The organism is Nostoc sp. UHCC 0251 (assembly GCF_034932245.1).
Lineage (GTDB): Bacteria > Cyanobacteriota > Cyanobacteriia > Cyanobacteriales > Nostocaceae > Nostoc.
In genome coordinates this window covers 21,606-41,611 of record NZ_JAYGHD010000299.1, presented here as the reverse complement: position 1 = coordinate 41,611, position 20,006 = coordinate 21,606, and the positions used below count along the sequence as shown (strand labels likewise).

Genomic DNA, 20,006 nt, shown 5'->3' with positions numbered 1-20,006 from the left:
AATCAAAAATCACAAAGACGGCGATTTATCGCGTCTCTTCCTTTTCCCCATCTTAGTCGTGATCTCAATACCTAAAAACTGCTGTAAAAATTTAAAATCAACGAAATTCACGCGAGCTATTGACTCTCTTTTTCTCCTCTGGCTCGTTCCCGTGTCAAGCTATCAATAGCATCACCCAAGGCAGTAGTAAGGCTGTTGCGGGATTGAGCGTGGTTATCCTGCTCAGTTTTCAAAGCTTGCAAAAGGCGATCGCGTTCTTTGATTACAGCGATGAGTTTAGCTTGCAAGTCCTCCACAGATTTTAGTTGTTCTATTTCTTGTTGAATCGCTGTTACTGATGTTTCAGAAGCCAGTGTCTCGACCTCAAGACCCTGGAGTTTATGCAGATTTGCCTTGAGGGATGCGATCGCCTGTTGAGACAGTTGGGCATCTGTGCGCCGTTGTTCTGCTTCTGTGTTGTAGAGTTGACGCCATTTTTGGGCACTTTCCCAAGCCGCATCACGATCGCTCTGAAGTTCCACCATCTGTTCTTTAAGCACCCGGATTTCTGTCAACCACTCTTGTGTTAAATCTTGATTCATAAATAAATAGTCATTAGTCATTAGTCAATGGTCATTAGTCAATGGTCATTAGTCAAGAGTCATTGGGCATTGGGGACAAGGGGTGAGAACTTGAAACAAGTCTTTCCTCTTGTCCCCTTGTCCCCCTACTCCCCACTCCCCACGCGGTAAAAAGATAAATGCGATCGCTACGCAAAAATTTGGCACAGTAGTTAATAAACCAAACCAGTTTTAACTCTAAGTCATGGTAAATCCTCGTTTTTTCCGTTTCTTTCGCCACCTTAATTGGGGCACACTCAAAAAAACTTTTGCCAGGACAACCGAAAGACGACTTTTGGGACTTGCCTCGGAAATTGCCTTCAATGCTATGTTATCGCTGTTTCCAGCGATTCTTGCTGTCCTCACAGCCATCGGCTTATTGGCAGAATCTTTACAAGCGACCTTTAAACAGCTAGCAGCACAACTCAGTCAAGTCCTACCTGAAGAAGCCTTGGTTCTAATTCGTGATTTTGCTACCACAGAAATTACCAATTCTAGAAACAGTGGTTTATTTTCTCTAAGCTTTGTATTAGCAATTTGGACTGCTTCTGGGGCGATAAGTACTGCTATGACTGCCTTCGACCAAATCCATCAAATTCCTCCAGAAAAGATCCGCCCCTTTTGGAAAGCCAAACTTGTCTCTCTGGGATTAACAGTCGGTACTATGTTGCTTTTAGTGTTGGCTTCTTTCTTAGTGTTTATCAGCGACGTACTGTTGGGAATGGTAGTGCGCGGAAATGGTTCTTTGATTTTCTTGGTGCATCTTTGGCAGCTTTTACGTTGGCCTTTAGCGTTAAGTATTGTTGCTGTCGCCTTTAGCTTTGTCTATCGCTATGGGCCAAGCCAGTGGAACCCAGGTACGCCAATGATGCCTGGAGCAATTTTAGCAGCTGTTTCCTGGGCAATATTGTCTGCCCTATTTCGGCTTTATGTGGCGAATTTTGGTAATTATAATAAAGTATATGGTGCTGTAGGGGCTGTGATAGTTTTAATGCTCTGGCTGTCAATGAGCGCTGCTGTTCTGTTAATCGGCGATCAGTTGAACGTAACTGTCGGCGAAGATATGCGCCCAAAAGCACGTCAAAAACTTGTAGAAAATATTAATTTGTAAATATCGTGATCAATCCCTGAGGAAATTTTTGCAAAAGTTCAGTAGGGGAGTAGAATATCTAACGATTCAAGACAAAATTAGCGATCGCCTTCATGCCTGATTCTCCTCCTCGATTTCCGATGATTGAACCTGATGCCAAAGCACCCACCTTGAAGCGCCTGCGTCAGTTAAGTCGGCTTCTGGATAATGTTATTACCATTCCTGGCACAAAGATTGGTTTTGGTTTAGATCCAATTTTAGGATTAATACCTATTGGTGGTGATTTTTTGGGAATCATGTTTTCTAGCTACATTATTCTAGAAGCAGCACGGCTAGGCGTATCTAGAGCCACCTTAGGCAAAATGATTGTGAATGTGATCATTGATGGCTTGGTAGGCGCTGTCCCAGTTTTAGGAGACTTTTTTGATTTTGCCTGGAGAGCTAACACTAATAATATCAAGCTTTTGGAAGAATACTTAAAGTTTCCCAGCGAGCAAAAGAGTGCAGACAGATGGTTTATCTTTGCCGTTTTGGTTGGATTATTGCTAATCTCCATTGTCTTAGTAGCATTGCCTGTGATACTAATTAGAATCTTATGGAACGCCTTAACTGGCGGTTAAATTGTTTATTGATAAAAGAATGAAAGATTGGTGGCAAGCTACTTTTCCTAAAGGTCGGCAAAGTCTAATTATTACTGATGTTAAAGGGTATCCTGTACAAATTGCTTATGGCGAAAAAGGTAAAGGGAAACCGCTAATTTTATTACATGGCATGGGTAGCTGGAGCTATAATTGGCGTCACAGTATAGCTCCATTATCTAAATATTTCCGAGTTATTTGTTTTGATGCCAAAGGCTTTGGTTTTTCCGAAAAACCATTGTCTCGGAGAGAACACAATGGTCATCAAGTTATTGAGTTTCAAAGAGTTATTGAAGCATTATGTGATGAACCCGCAGTGATTGTGGCTGAATCTCTAGGGGGATTAGTTGCCCTTGCCCTTGCTCAAGAAAATCCGCAGTTAGTCGGGCAACTTGTAGTTGTAAACGTACCTGTTTTTGCCGAACGTCTACCCCATTGGGCTATGTGGTTACTTGCCCAAATGCCTTTGGAAATAATGCATACAGTTGACTCCTTACGTCTGGCATATTTGTTTGCACCTCTATTTAGAGAAATTATGGCCATAGAAAGACGCGGGGTATTATTTGATCCATCAATTTTGACACAGGAAGATGTTTATTGGATAACTTACCCATTTATTGAATTTCCTGGTACGATCGCAAAAGTCGCCGAAGAGTTACAAATAGCCGCGCGAGAAATTGAGTATTGGCAAGAAAATAAGCCTAATATGCTCACCAAAATTCAAAATAAACTGAGTGCGATTAAGTGCCCTACACTAATTTTGTGGGGTGAGCAAGATAGTTGGTTCCCTGCTACTCATGGTGAAAAATTGCATCAGCATATCCCCAATTCTAAATTACAAATTTTGTCTAACTGCTATCATGATGCCTCAACTGGTGCTTCTAAAGTGTTGAATGCAGCGATTATTGAGTTTTTACGGGATACTGACCAATAATTCATATAGTGATCCGATTTGATTTTTGAAATTATTTGCGTAGGAAGGCAATAGGCAATAGGCAAGAAGCCTCTTTGAGTTACACTGGATTTTTTCAAAAATCAAATATGAGTCTTAATAGTTCATAATTATGAATTATGAGCAGAGCAACTTTATTTATCAATGGAGAAATAAAAAGAGAGTGGGAGGAAGCATATCAGTCAGCTTTCAAACTCCCACTCTGCCATTTGCCACTGAAGTGAACAGGAATGTATACAGACGTTGCCCATTATTTTGGGGCTAATGCGTACTTAAACAACGCCCATACGCATTTAATATTCCTGTTGCAGCAAATGCCAAACCTGATTATGAATATTTATTTGCCCAGAAAATACTCTGCAAATAATTAAGATAGATAGTTTTTTATTTTTGCAAATCACAAAGAATTTGTTTACGTGGTAGCCCCTGATAACAAAACCCTTGAAGTCGTTTATCTTTGTACAATTTAACTTGGTTACTTGGAATGAGGTTGCCATTTTGGCAGGTTTTTAAATTTCCGAATTGCTCGCCTGTTACAGCACCATGACCAAATTCCTCCTCTTGATTCAACTATTATTCATGGCGAATGACAGTTAAACCCTGTATACAAATTGAATCGCAAACCCGCTATTGCTACGCCTTGGACTGAGAAGCTATTGGGATTTATAAAAAACTACTTTTGGACGATAGTATAACTGTAGATTCTTCCAATTATCTCATCTACCATGCCAAAACAGTCTATAGGTCTTGATAACCAACTCTATAATTACCTTTTATCCGTTTCGCTGCGAGAACCGGAGATTCTTTTGAAGTTGCGCCAAGAAACCGCCAGTCATCCCCGCAGTGGAATGCAGATTTCACCAGAACAAGGGCAGTTTATGAGACTTTTGGTGCAACTCATTGGGGCTAAGAAAACCCTGGAAGTTGGAGTGTTTACGGGTTATAGCTCACTTTCTGTAGCTTTGGCATTACCTGCTGATGGCAAGATTATCGCTGCTGATGTGAGTGAAGAATTTACTGCGATCGCCCGACGGTATTGGCAAGAAGCCGGGGTTGCCGATAAAATCGATTTGCGGTTGGCACCAGGTTTGGAAACTTTAGATGAACTGTTGGCAACTGGCCAAGCCGAGACATTTGATTTTGCTTTTATTGATGCTGATAAAGAAAATTATGATGGATATTATGAGCGATCGCTGCAATTATTGCGTCCAGGTGGATTGATTGCTATTGATAATGTTTTATGGTCAGGACAAGTTGTTGAGGAGCAAAATCAAGATGAAAGCACTCAAGCTATCCGGGCACTCAACCAGAAGTTACATCATGACGAACGGGTAATGCTATCCCTTATCCCCATCGCGGATGGGCTTACTTTAGCCATCAAGCGACCTTAGCTAGAATACAGTAGGCGTACACAAATGTGCATTGGTGTCAACTTAAGCTCAAACGCTTGTCCTACATACGCTTTAAGGAACTCAAAAAAATAAATTATTCCGCTTGAGGTCGTTGACTGTTAACCGTCAACGGTCAACAGTTAACAGTAGCAATGGAATATTTTTTTAGTTGGAAGCCCCTTTGTAGAGACGGCGATTTATCGCGTCTTTGTTATATTGCGGAAAACACCGAAATTAGAAAGCAAACCGGGGTTTGAGAAAGTAAAAGCTCATTTTGCTTGCGGAAAACACCAAAACGAATAAGCAAACCGGGGTTTGAGAAAGCAAAAGCTTGTTTTACTAGCAAAAAACATCAAAATGAATAAGTAAACTGGGGTTTGAGAAAGCATTTCAGTATTTTGAGAAAGTAAAATGCCATTTTAATAAAGCATTTCAGTAAACCTGGCAGGTGAGGAGCGAACCTTCCCCACTGGAACCAAAGTGCTGATACCGATGATCCTGGGGCTGTTAGACGAAAGCTTCTGGGGTTCGACAGCTTACGAGTTCAACGCTAAACGCGAGAACCTCTGCCCCTATCACATGGGCTTTCATTCTGTGGGCGATCGCAGTGCTGGGCGCATCTATCCTGGCAAGGATATTGCAATAAATATGCTTGTGTATGTCATAACTACAGTCGGTAGAGTGCGGCGCTTCTGACAATCCAACTCTCTGGCGGCAGCAGTAACTAATGCTTGAAAGTATTAAAACTGGCGATCGCAATACACGACTTAATACAATATTAGATATCTCCAAAAACAGCCGCAGAGAAGCTTTGACAGTTTTTGGAGATATTTTTAGTTAGTAATATAATCTAAAACCATTCTGGTTCATCATGAGGTGAGATTAACTACAAAAGGAAGGTGATTAAACAATGGCATATTTACTGCGAATGAAGTCTCTCGTTCTCATGCAGAGCATAGAAACGAGGAATATGAAAAATATCTGTAACTATGCATACAAATTAACTTGTTACATTCAAGCTTGAAATACATTTATTGGCTCAAACTATAAATAAACTGAAAATATTATTTGTAAAATTACAAAATTCTTAATTTTAAATTTATAATGTTGAATTTTATCTGGTGTAAATTAGAGAAAGAGATTTCTTAATATTATTTTAAAATTCGTCGGAAAAGTAGACCAGTATTATATTTTGTTAAAATTGAATTGCTGCTATAAATAAAAGAATGTATTTAAATAAAGTCTAATAAATTACTATATAAATCCGGCAGCATTTACCTAGTCGTAATTTTAAAACCGTGCAAATTCATCCTCACTCCGAATTTAACCATAACCGCGATCGCCGTAAACAGGGTTTGCAAAATTTGCTCGATCGTCTTGTTAAAACAATGCAGCGCGATGAGTTAGTCCGGCAAACAACCAATCAACTCAGAGAATCGCTTCAGGTTGATCGGGTGGTGTTGTATTATTTTTACAGTCAGTGGCAAGGACAGGTGACTTTTGAATCTTTGAGTTCTCAAGAATTCTCAATACTTGGTTCCACTGGCCCAGATGATTGTTTTAACAACGAGTATGCTGGTTTATACTTAGCAGGACGGGTAAGAGCGATCGCTGATATTGAATTAGAGCCAATCGAGCCTTGTCACCGAGATTTTCTTCGCAATTTGCAGGTTCGTGCCAACTTAGTTGTACCAATTGTTACTCCTAAAGGATTATGGGGATTGTTAGTAGCACATCACTGTCAAGAGCCTCATTATTGGTCGCCATCAGATATACAAATGATGCAAACAGGGGCACAAACTCTAGCAGCAGATAGTAATATTCTGGAGAGTTAAGTCACGGTGTATTCAAATCGCCTACAGTAAAGTAGCAGAAATCCTCGCCAGCACTGATTTTTCTAATTAAGGAGAAAAAACTGTGAAATTTGCTTACACGGTTATTTGGGTAGACGATGTAGTTAAGACCGTTGAGTTTTACGAAAAAGCTTTTGGTCTAGTTCGTCGCACTCTCGTGGATAAGGGACAATCTCTCTGGGCGGAAATCGAAACCGGAAACACCACACTAGCTTTCTCTTCTAGTAGCGAAGCACAAAAGTTATTTCCTGGTGGCTGCCATCCCAACGATGCTACACAACCACCGGCATTAATCCAAATATCATTTATTACTCCTGATGTTGGCAGCGCTTACATGAGAGCGATCGGGGCAGGCGCAAAAACCCTAGATGCTCCTAAAAGTCAGCCTGGGGGACAAATGATTGCTCGTGTCCGCGATCCCAATGGTGTACTGGTGTCGTTGGTGAGTGCCTAAAGCGATCGCTACCTTGAAATTGGTAATTCCAATACTGTCAGTTTTTCATTGATTAGGGCATAAAACAAGCAAAGCTATAATTAGCGTAGCCTCTAGCCACGTTCCATACTTCTATGACCCATCTTCTAACACTGGAACTGAACGATCAGATTTTCACTGCAATTGCGCGACAGGCTGAGGCAATTGGCATTCCTCCTGAACGGCTAGCTGCAACGCTTTTAGAGCAACAGTTTGGACAAGTTTTTAAATTGTTGTCTGAAGCAGAAAAGGAGACAGCACGAGCCAGATTTGAACGCCATTTTGGGGTACTCAATCTCGAACATCCCATTGATTTGAACAATGAAAGCATTGATGCAGATTTGGTGAGAGAGTATGCCAGTAACCACGAGGAGGGTTAATGCTCCTCGATACCTCTGGGTTGCTTTGTTTGCACTATCAGACTGAGCCTTTGCACACTGAAGCAAGTGCTGCCTATAAAAGAGCAACAATCCGATTAACCCACAGCTATATTATTGCTGAGTACGTCGCGTTAGGTACTGCAAGGCGTTTTCCGCGTTCATCCGTCCTCGCTTTTGTGGTTGACTTGCTGGATAACCCAGACATAGAAACGGTTTGGGTAGATGAGTCATTGCACCGGACAGCAGTCGATCTCCTAATAGAGCGAGAGGATAAAACTTACTCTCTATGTGATGCACTGAGTTTTGTGTTAATGCGCCAACGCGGGATTACAGAGGCATTGTCTACCGATCGGCATTTCGAGCGAGAAGGGTTTATCCGCTTACTGCGAGCAGCAGGCTAACACGACAATGAAAGATTTTATGGATTCCAATTCTTTGCTGTGTGCAGCGATCGCCAATCACATTACCACTAGTCCCCAACAACGAATTACTTTTGCCCAATTCATGGACATGGCATTATACCACCCTGAATACGGCTACTATTCCAGCGATGCAGTCAAAATAGGCTTTAAAGATAGTGATTTTTTTACATCTCCCAACCTCTGTTCTGACTTTGGCGAGTTACTCGCGGAACAATTTTTGCAAATGTGGGAGATTCTAGGAAAACCTGTACCGTTTTCTCTAGTAGAAATGGGAGCAGGTCAAGGATTACTAGCTTTGCATATCCTTAAATATCATCAGCTAAACTACCCAGATTTTTTTGCGGCGCTGGAGTACATCATTGTTGAAAAGTCGCCAACTTTAAGACAAGAACAGCAGCAACGTTTGCAAGATTTCCCTGTGCGTTGGTTCAATTTAGAGGAGATACCACCAAATGCGATCGCAGGCTGCTTTTTTTCCAACGAGTTAGTAGATGCTTTCCCCGTCCATCAATTCACTTTAGAAGCGGGAGAACTCCGAGAAATTTATGTAACCACAGATAAGAATGAGAAAGAAACTAATGCCCCATGCCCACCATTTGTGGAAGTTACAGGAGAACCTTCAACGCCCGAACTAGCTGAACATTTGGATTTAGTAGGAATTGATTTAACCCAAAGTGTATATCTAGATGGCTACCGTAGTGAAATCAATTTAGCTGCTCTAGACTGGTTGAGTATAGTAGCAGACCGCTTGCAGCGCGGCTATGTGTTAACAATTGATTATGGCTACCCCGCCAATCGTTACTACAATCCCAGGCGATCGCAGGGAACGCTACAGTGCTATTATCAGCACCGTTTCCATGACAACCCTTATATCAATATTGGGCGACAAGATATCACTGCCCATGTTGACTTTACGGCTTTGGAACGCTGGGGTGAGAAGTGCAATTTAAAGAATGTTGGTTTTATCCAGCAGGGATTATTTTTGATGGCGTTGGGGTTAGGCGATCGAATTGCAGCCCTTTCTTATCAAAAGCAATCCCTCTCGCAGTTATTACAGCGCCGAGACCCACTACACCAGCTTATAGATCCCACAGGACTCGGCGGTTTTGGAGTCTTAATTCAGAGCAAAGGTCTGGACAACACAGAAACTTCTCAACCACTAAAAGGATTGACCGTGCCAGAGTAAACGTCAATTTGAAAAGTTAAAACTCTATTTAAGAATGCAGTATTAGTCTTATTTAGACTAGCATAACAGTGATTACTGTAAAGTTAAACACACTACCAAAGTAATAATTATGTCCACTCATGATCTGTTAATGCTAGTAACCTTACTTACTCCAGGGATTTTACTTTCAGTGATAATTATGGTGACTTTTGCGGCTGGTGGCTAATCGCCAGAGTCGTTAATCACTAGTACCACCAGGCGGAAGTCAAGGTTGAGCGCAGTCGTACCACTTCCCTACGGGACGCTACGCGAACGTGGAAGCAAGCTACGCGTAGCGTCTCGCAGAGAAGGGTCAAAAGTTACCCATGATTTAATTTTGGGCTTTCTGGCTGTAATGAAATGGTAGGTTTATTTCCGCCGGTCTGTACTAGTCAGTGAACAGTTATCAGTATTTAGAGATAACTGTTCACTGATAACTAATATTAAAATCTAACGATGGAAACGCGATGTCTACAAAAGGCTACGCCTACGCTGTACCAAAGGAACGTGAAAAATGAAGGTGGCATTTCTGGGAACTGGACTGATGGGACTACCAATGGCTCAAAGGTTATTAGCCGCAGATATACAGCTAGTTGCCTATAATCGTACCCCAGAAAAATTAGCACCGCTACAAGCAGCTGGGGCTGAAATTGCTACACATCCCCGCCACGCTATTCGTGCTGCTGAGTGCATAATTCTTATGCTGACTAATGCCCCAGCCATTTATAACGTGTTGCTTTCAGATACTGCTTGGCAAACTCTGGAAGGGCGCACAATCATCCAAATGGGAACAATTACTCCCACAGAAAGCCAAGAAATTAGAGATGCAGTTGTTGCAGGTGGTGGTGAGTATTTAGAAGCACCCGTTTTAGGGAGTATCCCGGAAGCAGAAGCTGGCAAGTTGAGTGTTATGGTAGGGGCAGAGCCAGAACAATATCAACGCCATTTAAAGTTACTCCAAAATTTTGGGACAGAACCTTTACTTATAGGCCCAGTGGGATCTGCGGCGGCACTCAAATTGGCACTAAATCAACTAATAGCTTCTCTAACAACTAGCTTTGCTCTGAGTTTAGCTTTTGTCCAGCGTCAGGGTGTCGATGTGGATGTATTTATGCAAATATTGCGCGACAGTCTATTTTATGCACCTACCTTTGACAAAAAGCTACAACGCATGTTGGATGGCAATTATGCCGATCCGAATTTCCCCACAAAACACCTGCTCAAAGATACAGAATTATTTATCTCGGAAGCGAAATCTCAGAGTTTGGATCTCAGCAGTATTAAAGGTGTGCGGCAAATCTTGCAAACAGCCGTGAGAATGTCATTTGCTGATGATGATTACTCATCACTATTTTCTGTCATTAAGGAATGGGGAGAAGCGATCGGGGAATAAATTTTCGTAGGGGCACACAGATGTGCGCCCCTAATCCGTGGTTTATTTACTTGAAAATGTTGTAAGTTGAGACACATTGAAGCAAGCTTCTCCTTACATCCCGACATCCCTGGTATACACTTTAAAAATCCTGAATCAAAAGGTTTTAACTAAACGGTTATAAGGATATTACTGCCCATTAGTAGTTGATTGAGGAAATGGTAGAGATTCCGGCTGAGGCTGAAGTTGCGGTTGAGGCTTAGGTTCTGGTTGAGGATTAAGAAATTCCTGCCAAGCCCTAATTTGCTCTTGCGCCGCACTGTAAGCAGCACTACCGCGTGGAACCGATTTAGCAATGTCAATCCCTCTGGCAATATCAGACTGACCTTGAGAGCGTGCTATTTCTAACAATTGCTGACTCCACTGGTCAATAGCCAGATTCGCATCCATACGTAAGATGCTATTGTTTGAAACCCGATCTGCCAGCCGTATTGCTTCAACTAATGCTTCTGGAGTACCAGCCGCGCCGACTTCCTGGGCTTTTCTCCAGTTTTCTCTGGTGCGGATTTGCCCTTCCCAATCATTTATCGCAGCTTGTGCTTCCCCAGAAAGCGCCCTTCCCGACGAGGCAATTTGTTGAGCTGCGCTGATGGCGGCAGTAAGATTTCCACTCTGAGCCAGTTCTTGTGCCTGATCTAAGTAGGGTTGGTCTTGAATTCGCTGAATTTTTCCTATCCAAGTGCGAATTTTTTTCCGTGCTTCTGGATATAATGCTCGACCTCTACGAATTTCGCTGGCCTGGGCGATCGCAGCTTGCAAAGAGTTAATATCATCGAATATTGCTATCTGTTCAGCGCGTTCTAAGTAAGGTTGGTCTTCAATTGTCTCCACTTGGGCACGCCAGCGGCTCATTTCTTGCCTAGCTTCTGTGGCGCGGGGGTTACTAGCAGGGATTAATTGCACTTGGGCGATCGCTGCTGTTAAATTATTGACTGTTCCTTGGCTAGCTAATATTCTCGCTTTTTCTAGATTGGCAACATCTTCAATTTCCAACTGCCAACGAGCAATTAGTTGCTGCGCTTCGTTATACACTGGTCTGGAAGGATCAATTTGCTGTGCTTGAGCGATCGCAGCCTCTAAACCAGAAACGTTACCTATCCAAGCACTCCTTTTCGCGTCAGCTATGGCGATAAAGTCATCTGTTTCGCCCTGTAGTTTCGCAATCTCTGGAATTTGTCTAGCAATATTCAGTGCTTCATCAGCATCCTGTTTATCTAGTTTTGCCTTGGCCAATTCCAACATTTTGCGTCCAAATGCGGGAATAGCTTCCTGAGCTTTTTGGTAAATGTAACTTTCTTGCCCAATGGACTGGGCTAACTTGATAGCTTCTAATAAATTATCAACAACTTTGCTGTTTGCTAAGTTTTCAGCTTTTCCTAATTTATCGCCATCTTCCCGCGCTGTCGCAATTAGACGATTCAATTGGTCGTATTTAGTACTTGCCCAGTATTGATTGTCTACGCGCAGCATTTTGGCAGATAACATAAACGCCGATTGCCAGCGCCGTTCTTTTACTTCAGCGATCGCACCGTTGTATGTTTCTTCTGCCTTTGACCAAATTGACTGCCATTTGCCAATTTGCTCATCGACTAATTTATAAGCTGCCACATCTTCAGGTATTTTCTGAGCAGTAGCGATCGCTTCCTCTAAATTCCCTGTTTGGAAACTTTGATCAGCTAGCTTCAAAATATCCCGCGACCATTCTTCGATGAAACGATCAATTTCTCCATGCAACGGGTGATTTTGTGGTAATTGCTTCACCAGAGCGATCGCTTGCAATAGGTCGTTTACTGTCTGTTTAGAAGCCGCCAACTGAGCGCAGTGCAACCGCACAGAAGCACTAGCTAGCGGCCAGAAAATTGAGGGGCAATTAGGGGCAGTTGGCAACTTCAGCAGCATTGCCACTGACAAGAATCCTACACTGCCCGGAATTAACATTAACAGTACTGACCACAATACCCAGCTTTTCATCCAGCGGGGCAATTTACCAGGATTATTACTGAGTTTGGCAGTTTTTTCTGAATTACTATTTATAGGTAATCCTTCCCTATGGTTTTTTTTTCGCCGCTTCACTGACTTGGAAGTAGAACCAGTAGCTGGGACATCAAATGGCTGAGTTTCACCGAATTGATCTGTTCGGGATAATCTTTTGTTTTGATCTGGCTCTCTTCCACTGGCTGAAGACCAACTGTCTGGAATATCCCGCTCTGTCATCTCTCACACCAAAATAATTGAATAGCGCTCTGTTTTAGGTCGATAATTCCATTGTTGACATAGTAACTTTCTCATGATTAAAAAGCTACTTTTTTGAGTCTCTCTCTCCACAGAGTACCATTAGCAATCTAAAAAATCAGTGCCCTTTTATACTTTATCCTGAAACGGTAGATTCAGCTTGCAAATCGGCAATTAATTGAGCTAACTGATCGCTACTTGCCTGGTAGACGTTGCCGCAAAACTCGCAAATTGCTTCAGCACCATCATCTTTAACAATCATATCTTGCAGTTCGGCTTCTCCCAAAATCTTCAGTGCCCCCAAAACGCGATCGAAAGAACAACCACAGTGGAAGCGCAGCATTTGCCGTTCGGAAAAGATTTCCAGTCCCATGTCTCCCAGCAAGTCGTTAAAGATTTCAGGTAACGTCTTACCAGCTTGCAACAACGGCGTAAATCCTGCTAGGCCAGCTACCCGTGATTCCAACGTTTCTACTAGGGCTTCGTCTCTAGCAGCCTTGGGCAATACTTGTACGAGTAATCCTCCAGCCGCCGTTACTCCACCTGCTCCCACAAACACACCTAAAACTAAAGCTGAAGGTGTTTGTTCGGAATTTACTAGATAATGAGCCACATCATCGCCAATTTCGCCAGAGACTAGTTCTACCGTACTAGAGTAAGGATAACCATAACCGATATCCCGGACAACGTAGAGGTAGCCGTCACCCACTGCACCACCAACATCTAGCTTACCTTTGGCATTGGGAGGCAATTCCACTGATGGATTTGCCACATACCCGCGTACCGTACCATCTAAACCAGCATCTACCAAGATGCCACCCAAAGGCCCATCGCCCTTCACCCGGACATTGACCCTTGACCCAGTTCGCTTCATGCTAGAAGCCATTAATAAGCCTGCTGCCATAGTCCGACCCAGTGCTGCCGTTGCCACATAAGAAAGCTTGTGTCGCCCCCGTGCTTCTTCTGTTAAACGTGTGGTGATCACACCTACGGCACGAATTCCACCTTCGGCTGCTGTTGCACGAATTAACTGATCCGCCATGAATAACCTTACATTTCTTAACAAGTTCACTTTTTCTATTCTAAGTTCTCTGCTGCAAGAAAAGTAACGTAGCACTGGTCATTGGTCATTGGTCATTAGTCATTGGTCATTAGTTATTTACAAAGGACTAAGGACTAATGACTAATGACAAAAACTATTTGCAATATTAGAAATAGCGATGTCTCACCTTTAGGTAATCCTATAAAAATGCTGGGTAATTTTCAACAAAGCCAACTGCGGATCGAAATTGAAGCACCAACAGATGCAATTCGTGACAGTCTGCTGCATCCCGCACAACTAGAAAAATGGCTCTTAGGGCAACGCTTTGCACCAGGAATGCCAGAAGAACTGCTTCCAGGATTCCAGTTTACTACCTGGACTGGGCCAGTCCCGATTCATCATCAAGTAGATGTTGTCAAATCCAACTGTCTCCGCTTGGTACTCAGCGGAGGCATTGACGGGTTCCACGAATGGTACTGGGGAGAAGGTTGGGTACAGTCCCACTTGGAAGGAGTTTCACTTTTGCCCTTGAATTTGGGTCAAACTTTGAGTTTGTTGAGCTTGCGTCAGTTTTTGGCAACTCAGGGACGTTGATTCGATTGATGTAGAGGGATTGGGCATTGGTTATTCTTTGCGTCCGCAGTCAATACGGTTCGGATAAGATCCCCCCGCCTGTGGCGACCCCCTTAAAAAGGGGGTAAATGAGGAAATTAGCCCCCCTTTTTAAGCTATCCATTAGTCACATCTTTCTTTACAATCTTGAAACGCTTGTTTTGTCGGCATCTTGAACACTGAGGTTTCAAACATACTTGACAGATTGGCTCTTAATCTTCTCGCTAAAATTAGGTTTTTATTGAGAATTGACGACGAACGAATAAGGGTTAGAAAAAGCGTGAGTCAATACTCTCGTAAATGTTGAGAAAGATCCGGGTAATGGATAGCTTTTTAAGGGGGGTTGGGGGGATCTCCGCTCGATAAACAAGCTAACCGAACCATATTGCATCCCCAATCCCCAATTTATGAACCAGAAATAATGCCTACAATAATTTTTACCAGCACAGATAAATCTTCTGGAACTTGATAGCGTTTCTGGTCTTGAATCACCTGACGATTCGCACGAAGGTAAACCCCAAAGCGCCAATCTTCACCAGTCGTAACTGCACCATATAGAAGTTCGGATGTGGATTTAGTCCATTGATCAAGTGCTATTAATTCAACAGCAAGTTGAGTAAATCCTCGCACTAAATCTGATTGTTTGGCTTCGATTACTAATAAATTTTGAGGTGCTGCAATATAGTAGTCGAGAGTTCCTTTCAGATAATTGTTGACAGCAATAGAATATTCTATATTGAGTCTCTGGTTAGTTAAAGCACATACTTCAAACAAAATTGGGCCAATTAGAGCTTCGCGTCTAGTAGTTTCATTAACTAAATCAATATGAGATAAATTACGGCGAAGTTGTTGCTGTAAAAATTGGATGTCTAAAATGTCTGATGATTCAGGTAATGTTATATTTTTCCTTTCAATAGTGCAATTTAATTCGGCTAAAATATCATCAATTGTGAAAGGTAGTTCAAAATATCGGCTGAAAGTATAAGATTCACCAACTTGGAGAATGCGGCGGGAACTCATAAAAAATTTAAGCCAAATTTATCCTCCTATTTTATATAAACTTGGTCATCTCACATCTTGCACCAGAGTAAGGAATTGGGCGCTAATATTTCAAGCTATTGTTAAGAAATTTAACTATAGGGTGTGTTGTCGCCAAGCGCCGCACCGTCAAGAATTCAAGATGCATTAGTCTTGATACGCCATTGCGGACTTAATTTGGAGAATAGCGATCGCCCTCGTATTTCCCATCTACTGATATTGGTTCATAGATGCGATCGCCTGTGGTATTGCATTGGACTCAGTAGCCATTTGAATTTTTAGCGCCTGGAGTTGTGCATCGATTTGCGATCGCTGTAACTGATTCTGCTGGGTATTACCGTCTTTTCTTTAAATGAGCTTTTTTGCCAAACTCCCATAATTTGGCGTTTTCGCTCTGGAGGGTGAAAGCGATCGCTTTTGCTTTTATTACTGATAAGTTGCCTTGCCTATACATATAGTAGCTTGATTTCCGCCAGACTGTACTAAGTCTAAAGAGCAATTAGCGCATTAGAGCAATTAGCGCATTTTAGTAGAAACACCAAATCTTTATAATTTTTATGAAAAACTTGATTTTTTCTTTATTTATTTGCAAAACATTTGTTATAGTCAATACAAAGCTTTTTTCAAATTAATATAAATATTTCAGGGAAGCTCAACGTTTCTATATTAAAAGAAGTTATATCAATTAAAATTCCAGTTGTATAAAATTATTTACTGCAAAAATATTTGCACATAAAAATACTTATTCAAAAATGCAGAATCCAGTTTTGATTTTTATAGATTTATTTAAATGCAATTTGTATAAAAATGTTATTTGGTTTACTTGATTATATCTTTAAATTCTGCGAATTTTCGCTAATTTATAAGTATTAATACTTAATCAGCTTAATTTATCCATTTATTTTTTGACAAAATTAAGCTTATAGATCCACGTACCTATCGTACTTATATTGATGGCTGCGATTTTTGATAAATCCGAACTTATTTTTAATTAAATTTGTATAGATATAAACTATGTATTGTCTGTGTTGAAGACGTATAATACATGTTTTTTCACGACTTAGGTGCTTGACCTTGTAAGCAAGAGTAGTATAATACTTCTAGAGAATCAAAAAAGCAACTAAATATACACTTTATGTGTATATCTATTACTTTTGCTTTTGCGATGACTCTAATCCCAACAATCAACTGAGGAGAACTAAAAATATGCAGACCAACATACTATTTAGCAAACTGACCACTTGTGAAGAAGCCAACCTCTCTGGTGGTCACTATGCATATAAGAAAGAATACGAGAAAAAAGAGGAGAAAAAATACGAGAAAAAATACGAGAAAAAACACGGCAAAAAATACGAGAAAGACGATGATAAGAAAGACTATGGATACGGTAAATACTACATTGACATTGCAAAATATCTTGATTGGGCTTTAAAGCATTAGTATTACCCCTGGTAGTTTTTGATTTCCGAGAATAGGCAAAACTCTGAAGTTTAGGAGAAGGAAAATTGTAAACGTAAAGATACGATTAGCTGTTTATGTTTCGCAAGCTATTCTAGCATACGTTTATTGACATCCATTTCCTTTTCTTCAACAAACTTAACTTTGACGGTTGCCCGCCAGCAACCGTCAGCAGCGCTTTTACATTAAACATACTGTTCACCTTTGAGTAGTGCAATAGTAAAACAAGCGCTAGTGTATACAGGGATAAAACCCTGTTATTTTTTTAGGTTTTGTCACCGAATTTTAGATTTTAAATTTTGGATTGAAGATCCAAAATTTAAAAATACATGAATTAGACGGATAAGATAGTGTCCATCCAATTAGCCCGATTAAAAGACCACTAATACCTGATTCTAATTCGGTTTTACCACCAACACAGAACAATTAGCCTCTTCCACAACTTGACTACTAACAGAACCTTGCACAATTCGCTTCATCCCCATCAATCCCCGACTGCCAATTATAATTAAGTCAGTTTTGTAAATATTGGCAAGGCGAATAATCTCTTCAGCAGGATCACCAGTTGCCAATTCTAACTCACTTGGGACTGATAACTTTTCCTGATACGATTGCAACTGTTTTTCAACATGAAAATAAGAAAATGTTGGTGACTCTGGCTGAGGACGATCAGCGGGTAGTTCCATTTCTGACTCTGGTGTAAGAAAGACATGACAAAGAATAACCTTGGCATCTTTTGATAATGCCAAATTATCTAAAGTCTGAATTACTCGTTCTCCAATTTCCGAACCGTCCAGAGCTACCAAAATATTGTTTAGCACCGCTCTCGTCTCCTAAAAAGTAGACCCCTTACATAAGTATGTAGCAAAACTTGTTGGCAGCTACACTAAATTATTTTTCTATCTGCCTAGTTACAGCAGAATTCAGGAGTCAGAATTCAGAATTCAAAAGTAAAATAGGCTTTATATCATATTGCCCCGTACCCTTGTGGTCGGGATCTCCAAAATTTAAAATCCAAAATCAGTTGACTTCCGCCTTGCGGTACTAGTTCCCAGCCCCTAATTTGGTGTGTCGTTAATTTAGAAAATGAGTTAAAATGAGGTACATCAAATAAAATAGTAAGCCTAACTCATCACCCGGTTAAGCAATGTGATTGCCAATATAATTCATCTGTCCCTAAAGGGGTGTATGAGTATCAAAAAAATCCAGGTTAAGCTAGATAAGAGAATTAGAGTCAGCTTGCACACCCCAGTGGGTCAAGAGCAATACTAAATCTCAGGTGTGAATATTATAATTTTGGCATTGTCCTTACTCCATGCTGCGAATCATTACTCAGCAGGCAGACGTCAGAGCCGAACTACAACGGATCTGCGATCGCACCCATGACGAACAGGTGCTTCACAAAGAAGCAACGGTGCGGGAAGTTTTGCAAGCAGTGAAGCGCCAAGGCGACAAAGCTGTTTTGCATTACACAGCCGAATTTGACAAACAAACCCTGAAAGCAGAAGAACTCCGAGTTACAGGCTCGGAATTAGATGCAGCCTATCAGCAGGTGTCAAAAGAGTTGTTGGGCGCGATTCGGCTAGCTTGCCGCCAAATTGAAGCGTTTCATCGTCAGCGAGTCCCAAAAAGCTGGGTACATTTTAGCGACGATGAAATAGTCTTGGGCAAACGTTACACTCCCGTAGATCGAGCGGGGTTGTATGTACCTGGTGGCCGCGCCGCCTATCCCAGTACAGTCATCATGAATGCAATTCCGGCTCATGTTGCTGCTGTACCTCATGTGGTGATGGTGACACCACCAGGACCAGGGGGTGCAATTAACCCAGCAGTTTTGGTAGCTGCCCAAGAAGCCGGAGTCCAAGAAATTTATCGCATTGGGGGCGCACAAGCGATCGCTGCTTTAGCCTATGGCACAGAAACGATTCCAAAAGTGAATGTAATTACTGGCCCTGGTAACATTTATGTCACCCTAGCGAAAAAACTTGTATATGGCACCGTCGGCATTGATTCTTTGGCAGGCCCCAGTGAAGTCTTGGTGATTGCCGATGAAACCGCAAATCCGGTGCATGTAGCTGCTGACTTGCTAGCCCAAGCCGAACACGATCCAATGGCGGCAGCAATCTTGCTGACGACAGATGCTGCTTTAGCGAAAAACGTGCAAGTAGCCTTAGAAAGACAGCTAGTAGATCACCCACGGCGAATAGACACAGAAAAAGCGATCGCTCACTACGGCTTGATTGTCCTTGTGGAATCACTCCAAGCGGCAGCAGAACTCTCAAATGAATTTGCCCCCGAACACCTGGAATTAGAAGTTAAAGACCCTTGGGCACTCCTACCACAGATTCGTCATGCTGGCGCAATCTTTTTGGGTTACTCCACACCAGAAGCGGTAGGAGACTATTTGGCAGGGCCGAACCATACCTTGCCAACTTCTGGTGCTGCCCGCTATGCTTCGGCATTAGGGGTGGAAACTTTCCTCAAACACTCCAGTATTATTCAATACTCCCAAACCGCGCTGCAAAATGTCGCTAGTGCTATTGATGTGCTAGCAACAGCAGAAGGCTTACCTTCCCATGCTGATTCAGTCCGACGCCGAATTCAGCAAGAAGAGTAATTTGGAATGGTTAATTTTTTATTAATACTGTTGGCGAAAGTCACTTGATAGGTTCCAGATAAAAGTCTGGATGGCGATGTCTGACGACAAGCCGCTATGCGTCTACGCACACTAGTACCGCATGGCGGAAGTCAACTGATTTTGGATTTTAAATTTTGGATTTTGGATTGACGATTTGTTCCGCCCACTTTCTTACGGAGCATGAACTGCAAATTTTCTAAAATCTAAAATTGGCACGGTCAAAAGTCAAAGGAATTATATTCCGAGCTTCTTGTGGCATTTGAAATGGTTTGTTTCTTTACAAAACTCAGTGCTGAGTACCTCGCCTAACAGTTAAAATTTACTAAGTGCTTACTTGTGTTTATATACACGTTAAGTATTAAGACCGCCCCTTGTAGGCGGTCTTTTAAGTTAGCACTCTTCATGCGCCCGCTGGACTAGGGACTAAATTCTTCGCCAATCTCCAGTACCGAATTGATAATAAGAGATTTTTTTAGGAAGTTATAACATTGGCAATTTGAATGCTATATTAGTAAGTCTAGTAGTGTGTGTACATATTAATAGTATTTTTGGA

Annotated in this window: 22 protein-coding genes; 15 read left to right on the top strand and 7 right to left on the bottom strand. The window is 41.7% G+C overall.

Annotation, left to right across the window (positions count from 1 at the left end):
* Window positions 1-116: 116 nt before the first annotated feature.
* Window positions 117-581 carry a hypothetical protein gene (locus VB740_RS22405; protein ID WP_323202114.1) on the bottom strand — a complete coding sequence of 155 codons (465 nt, stop codon included), beginning with the start codon at window positions 579-581 and terminating at the stop codon, window positions 117-119.
* 48 nt (window positions 582-629) lie between these two features.
* Window positions 630-767: a hypothetical protein gene (locus VB740_RS22400; RefSeq protein ID WP_323202106.1), complete on the bottom strand. Its 138-nt coding sequence runs from the start codon at window positions 765-767 to the stop codon at window positions 630-632.
* Window positions 768-804: 37 nt separating this feature from the next.
* Here VB740_RS22400 and VB740_RS22395 point away from each other — a divergent pair, with 37 nt between their 5' ends.
* The 3 genes from VB740_RS22395 (at window position 805) to VB740_RS22385 (ending at window position 3,261) form a co-directional block, all read left to right on the top strand.
* On the top strand, window positions 805-1,710 hold the full coding sequence (locus tag VB740_RS22395) for a YihY/virulence factor BrkB family protein (RefSeq protein WP_323202105.1): 906 nt from the start codon (window positions 805-807) through the stop codon (window positions 1,708-1,710).
* Between the two features lie 92 nt (window positions 1,711-1,802).
* On the top strand, window positions 1,803-2,309 hold the full coding sequence (locus VB740_RS22390) for a DUF4112 domain-containing protein (RefSeq protein ID WP_323202104.1): 507 nt from the start codon (window positions 1,803-1,805) through the stop codon (window positions 2,307-2,309).
* A 19-nt stretch (window positions 2,310-2,328) separates the two neighbouring features.
* Entirely contained in the window at window positions 2,329-3,261 is a 933-nt protein-coding gene (locus tag VB740_RS22385; RefSeq protein ID WP_323202103.1) for an alpha/beta hydrolase, read from the top strand.
* 402 nt (window positions 3,262-3,663) lie between these two features.
* Here the strand turns inward: VB740_RS22385 and VB740_RS22380 are convergent, their stop codons facing one another.
* Complete coding sequence (locus tag VB740_RS22380) at window positions 3,664-3,849, bottom strand: hypothetical protein (RefSeq protein WP_323202102.1); 186 nt, start codon at window positions 3,847-3,849, stop codon at window positions 3,664-3,666.
* A gap of 155 nt (window positions 3,850-4,004) precedes the next feature.
* Here VB740_RS22380 and VB740_RS22375 point away from each other — a divergent pair, with 155 nt between their 5' ends.
* The 9 genes from VB740_RS22375 (at window position 4,005) to VB740_RS22335 (ending at window position 10,394) form a co-directional block, all read left to right on the top strand.
* Window positions 4,005-4,670, top strand: coding sequence for a class I SAM-dependent methyltransferase (locus tag VB740_RS22375; protein WP_323202101.1), 666 nt, complete (start codon window positions 4,005-4,007; stop codon window positions 4,668-4,670).
* 480 nt (window positions 4,671-5,150) lie between these two features.
* Window positions 5,151-5,366, top strand: a complete 216-nt coding sequence (locus VB740_RS22370; protein ID WP_323202100.1) for a hypothetical protein — start codon at window positions 5,151-5,153, stop codon at window positions 5,364-5,366.
* A gap of 602 nt (window positions 5,367-5,968) precedes the next feature.
* Complete coding sequence (locus VB740_RS22365) at window positions 5,969-6,505, top strand: GAF domain-containing protein (RefSeq protein WP_323202099.1); 537 nt, start codon at window positions 5,969-5,971, stop codon at window positions 6,503-6,505.
* Window positions 6,506-6,587: 82 nt separating this feature from the next.
* Entirely contained in the window at window positions 6,588-6,977 is a 390-nt protein-coding gene (locus VB740_RS22360; protein WP_323202098.1) for a VOC family protein, read from the top strand.
* A 113-nt stretch (window positions 6,978-7,090) separates the two neighbouring features.
* Window positions 7,091-7,375: a hypothetical protein gene (locus tag VB740_RS22355; protein ID WP_190913334.1), complete on the top strand. Its 285-nt coding sequence runs from the start codon at window positions 7,091-7,093 to the stop codon at window positions 7,373-7,375.
* A complete protein-coding gene (locus VB740_RS22350; RefSeq protein WP_323202097.1) occupies window positions 7,375-7,776 on the top strand; it encodes a PIN domain-containing protein in 402 nt (133 codons plus the stop codon). The genes VB740_RS22355 and VB740_RS22350 overlap by 1 nt, the downstream gene beginning before the upstream one ends.
* 19 nt (window positions 7,777-7,795) lie before the next feature.
* Window positions 7,796-8,983 carry a class I SAM-dependent methyltransferase gene (locus tag VB740_RS22345; RefSeq protein WP_323202096.1) on the top strand — a complete coding sequence of 396 codons (1,188 nt, stop codon included), beginning with the start codon at window positions 7,796-7,798 and terminating at the stop codon, window positions 8,981-8,983.
* Window positions 8,984-9,233: 250 nt separating this feature from the next.
* Window positions 9,234-9,368 (top strand): hypothetical protein, encoded by a 135-nt coding sequence (locus VB740_RS22340; RefSeq protein WP_323202095.1) that lies wholly within the window; start codon window positions 9,234-9,236, stop codon window positions 9,366-9,368.
* 147 nt (window positions 9,369-9,515) lie between these two features.
* Window positions 9,516-10,394, top strand: coding sequence for an NAD(P)-dependent oxidoreductase (locus tag VB740_RS22335; RefSeq protein WP_323202094.1), 879 nt, complete (start codon window positions 9,516-9,518; stop codon window positions 10,392-10,394).
* A gap of 168 nt (window positions 10,395-10,562) precedes the next feature.
* Here the strand turns inward: VB740_RS22335 and VB740_RS22330 are convergent, their stop codons facing one another.
* Together VB740_RS22330 and hslO are read right to left on the bottom strand one after the other, a co-directional pair.
* Window positions 10,563-12,647 carry a chromosome segregation ATPase gene (locus VB740_RS22330; protein WP_323202093.1) on the bottom strand — a complete coding sequence of 695 codons (2,085 nt, stop codon included), beginning with the start codon at window positions 12,645-12,647 and terminating at the stop codon, window positions 10,563-10,565.
* A gap of 154 nt (window positions 12,648-12,801) precedes the next feature.
* Window positions 12,802-13,707 carry an Hsp33 family molecular chaperone HslO gene (hslO, locus tag VB740_RS22325; protein WP_323202092.1) on the bottom strand — a complete coding sequence of 302 codons (906 nt, stop codon included), beginning with the start codon at window positions 13,705-13,707 and terminating at the stop codon, window positions 12,802-12,804.
* A 207-nt stretch (window positions 13,708-13,914) separates the two neighbouring features.
* Here hslO and VB740_RS22320 point away from each other — a divergent pair, with 207 nt between their 5' ends.
* Complete coding sequence (locus VB740_RS22320; RefSeq protein WP_323202113.1) at window positions 13,915-14,301, top strand: hypothetical protein; 387 nt, start codon at window positions 13,915-13,917, stop codon at window positions 14,299-14,301.
* 423 nt (window positions 14,302-14,724) lie between these two features.
* Here the strand turns inward: VB740_RS22320 and VB740_RS22315 are convergent, their stop codons facing one another.
* A complete protein-coding gene (locus tag VB740_RS22315) occupies window positions 14,725-15,339 on the bottom strand; it encodes a hypothetical protein (RefSeq protein ID WP_323202091.1) in 615 nt (204 codons plus the stop codon).
* 1,224 nt (window positions 15,340-16,563) lie between these two features.
* Between VB740_RS22315 and VB740_RS22310 the strand changes: the two genes are divergently transcribed.
* Window positions 16,564-16,797 (top strand): hypothetical protein, encoded by a 234-nt coding sequence (locus tag VB740_RS22310; protein ID WP_323202090.1) that lies wholly within the window; start codon window positions 16,564-16,566, stop codon window positions 16,795-16,797.
* 413 nt (window positions 16,798-17,210) lie between these two features.
* Here the strand turns inward: VB740_RS22310 and VB740_RS22305 are convergent, their stop codons facing one another.
* A complete protein-coding gene (locus VB740_RS22305) occupies window positions 17,211-17,636 on the bottom strand; it encodes a universal stress protein (protein WP_323202089.1) in 426 nt (141 codons plus the stop codon).
* Window positions 17,637-18,130: 494 nt separating this feature from the next.
* On the opposite strand from VB740_RS22305, the gene hisD reads away from it, so the two are divergent.
* The gene (hisD, locus tag VB740_RS22300) at window positions 18,131-19,432 is read left to right on the top strand and encodes a histidinol dehydrogenase (RefSeq protein WP_323202088.1); all 1,302 of its coding nucleotides are present in this window, start codon (window positions 18,131-18,133) and stop codon (window positions 19,430-19,432) included.
* Window positions 19,433-20,006 lie beyond the last annotated feature (574 nt).

What these genes read in the sequence shown, in the direction of transcription:
- VB740_RS22350 (WP_323202097.1), top strand. Translation starts at nt 7,375, where the DNA reads ATGCTCCTCGATACCTCTGGGTTGCTTTGTTTGCACTATCAGACTGAG.
- VB740_RS22375 (WP_323202101.1), top strand. Translation starts at nt 4,005, where the DNA reads ATGCCAAAACAGTCTATAGGTCTTGATAACCAACTCTATAATTACCTT.
- VB740_RS22315 (WP_323202091.1), bottom strand. Translation starts at nt 15,339, where the DNA reads ATGAGTTCCCGCCGCATTCTCCAAGTTGGTGAATCTTATACTTTCAGC.
- VB740_RS22395 (WP_323202105.1), top strand. Translation starts at nt 805, where the DNA reads ATGGTAAATCCTCGTTTTTTCCGTTTCTTTCGCCACCTTAATTGGGGC.
- VB740_RS22390 (WP_323202104.1), top strand. Translation starts at nt 1,803, where the DNA reads ATGCCTGATTCTCCTCCTCGATTTCCGATGATTGAACCTGATGCCAAA.
- VB740_RS22345 (WP_323202096.1), top strand. Translation starts at nt 7,796, where the DNA reads ATGGATTCCAATTCTTTGCTGTGTGCAGCGATCGCCAATCACATTACC.
- hslO (WP_323202092.1), bottom strand. Translation starts at nt 13,707, where the DNA reads ATGGCGGATCAGTTAATTCGTGCAACAGCAGCCGAAGGTGGAATTCGT.
- VB740_RS22330 (WP_323202093.1), bottom strand. Translation starts at nt 12,647, where the DNA reads ATGACAGAGCGGGATATTCCAGACAGTTGGTCTTCAGCCAGTGGAAGA.
- VB740_RS22310 (WP_323202090.1), top strand. Translation starts at nt 16,564, where the DNA reads ATGCAGACCAACATACTATTTAGCAAACTGACCACTTGTGAAGAAGCC.
- hisD (WP_323202088.1), top strand. Translation starts at nt 18,131, where the DNA reads ATGCTGCGAATCATTACTCAGCAGGCAGACGTCAGAGCCGAACTACAA.
- VB740_RS22405 (WP_323202114.1), bottom strand. Translation starts at nt 581, where the DNA reads ATGAATCAAGATTTAACACAAGAGTGGTTGACAGAAATCCGGGTGCTT.
- VB740_RS22320 (WP_323202113.1), top strand. Translation starts at nt 13,915, where the DNA reads ATGCTGGGTAATTTTCAACAAAGCCAACTGCGGATCGAAATTGAAGCA.
- VB740_RS22335 (WP_323202094.1), top strand. Translation starts at nt 9,516, where the DNA reads ATGAAGGTGGCATTTCTGGGAACTGGACTGATGGGACTACCAATGGCT.
- VB740_RS22385 (WP_323202103.1), top strand. Translation starts at nt 2,329, where the DNA reads ATGAAAGATTGGTGGCAAGCTACTTTTCCTAAAGGTCGGCAAAGTCTA.
- VB740_RS22355 (WP_190913334.1), top strand. Translation starts at nt 7,091, where the DNA reads ATGACCCATCTTCTAACACTGGAACTGAACGATCAGATTTTCACTGCA.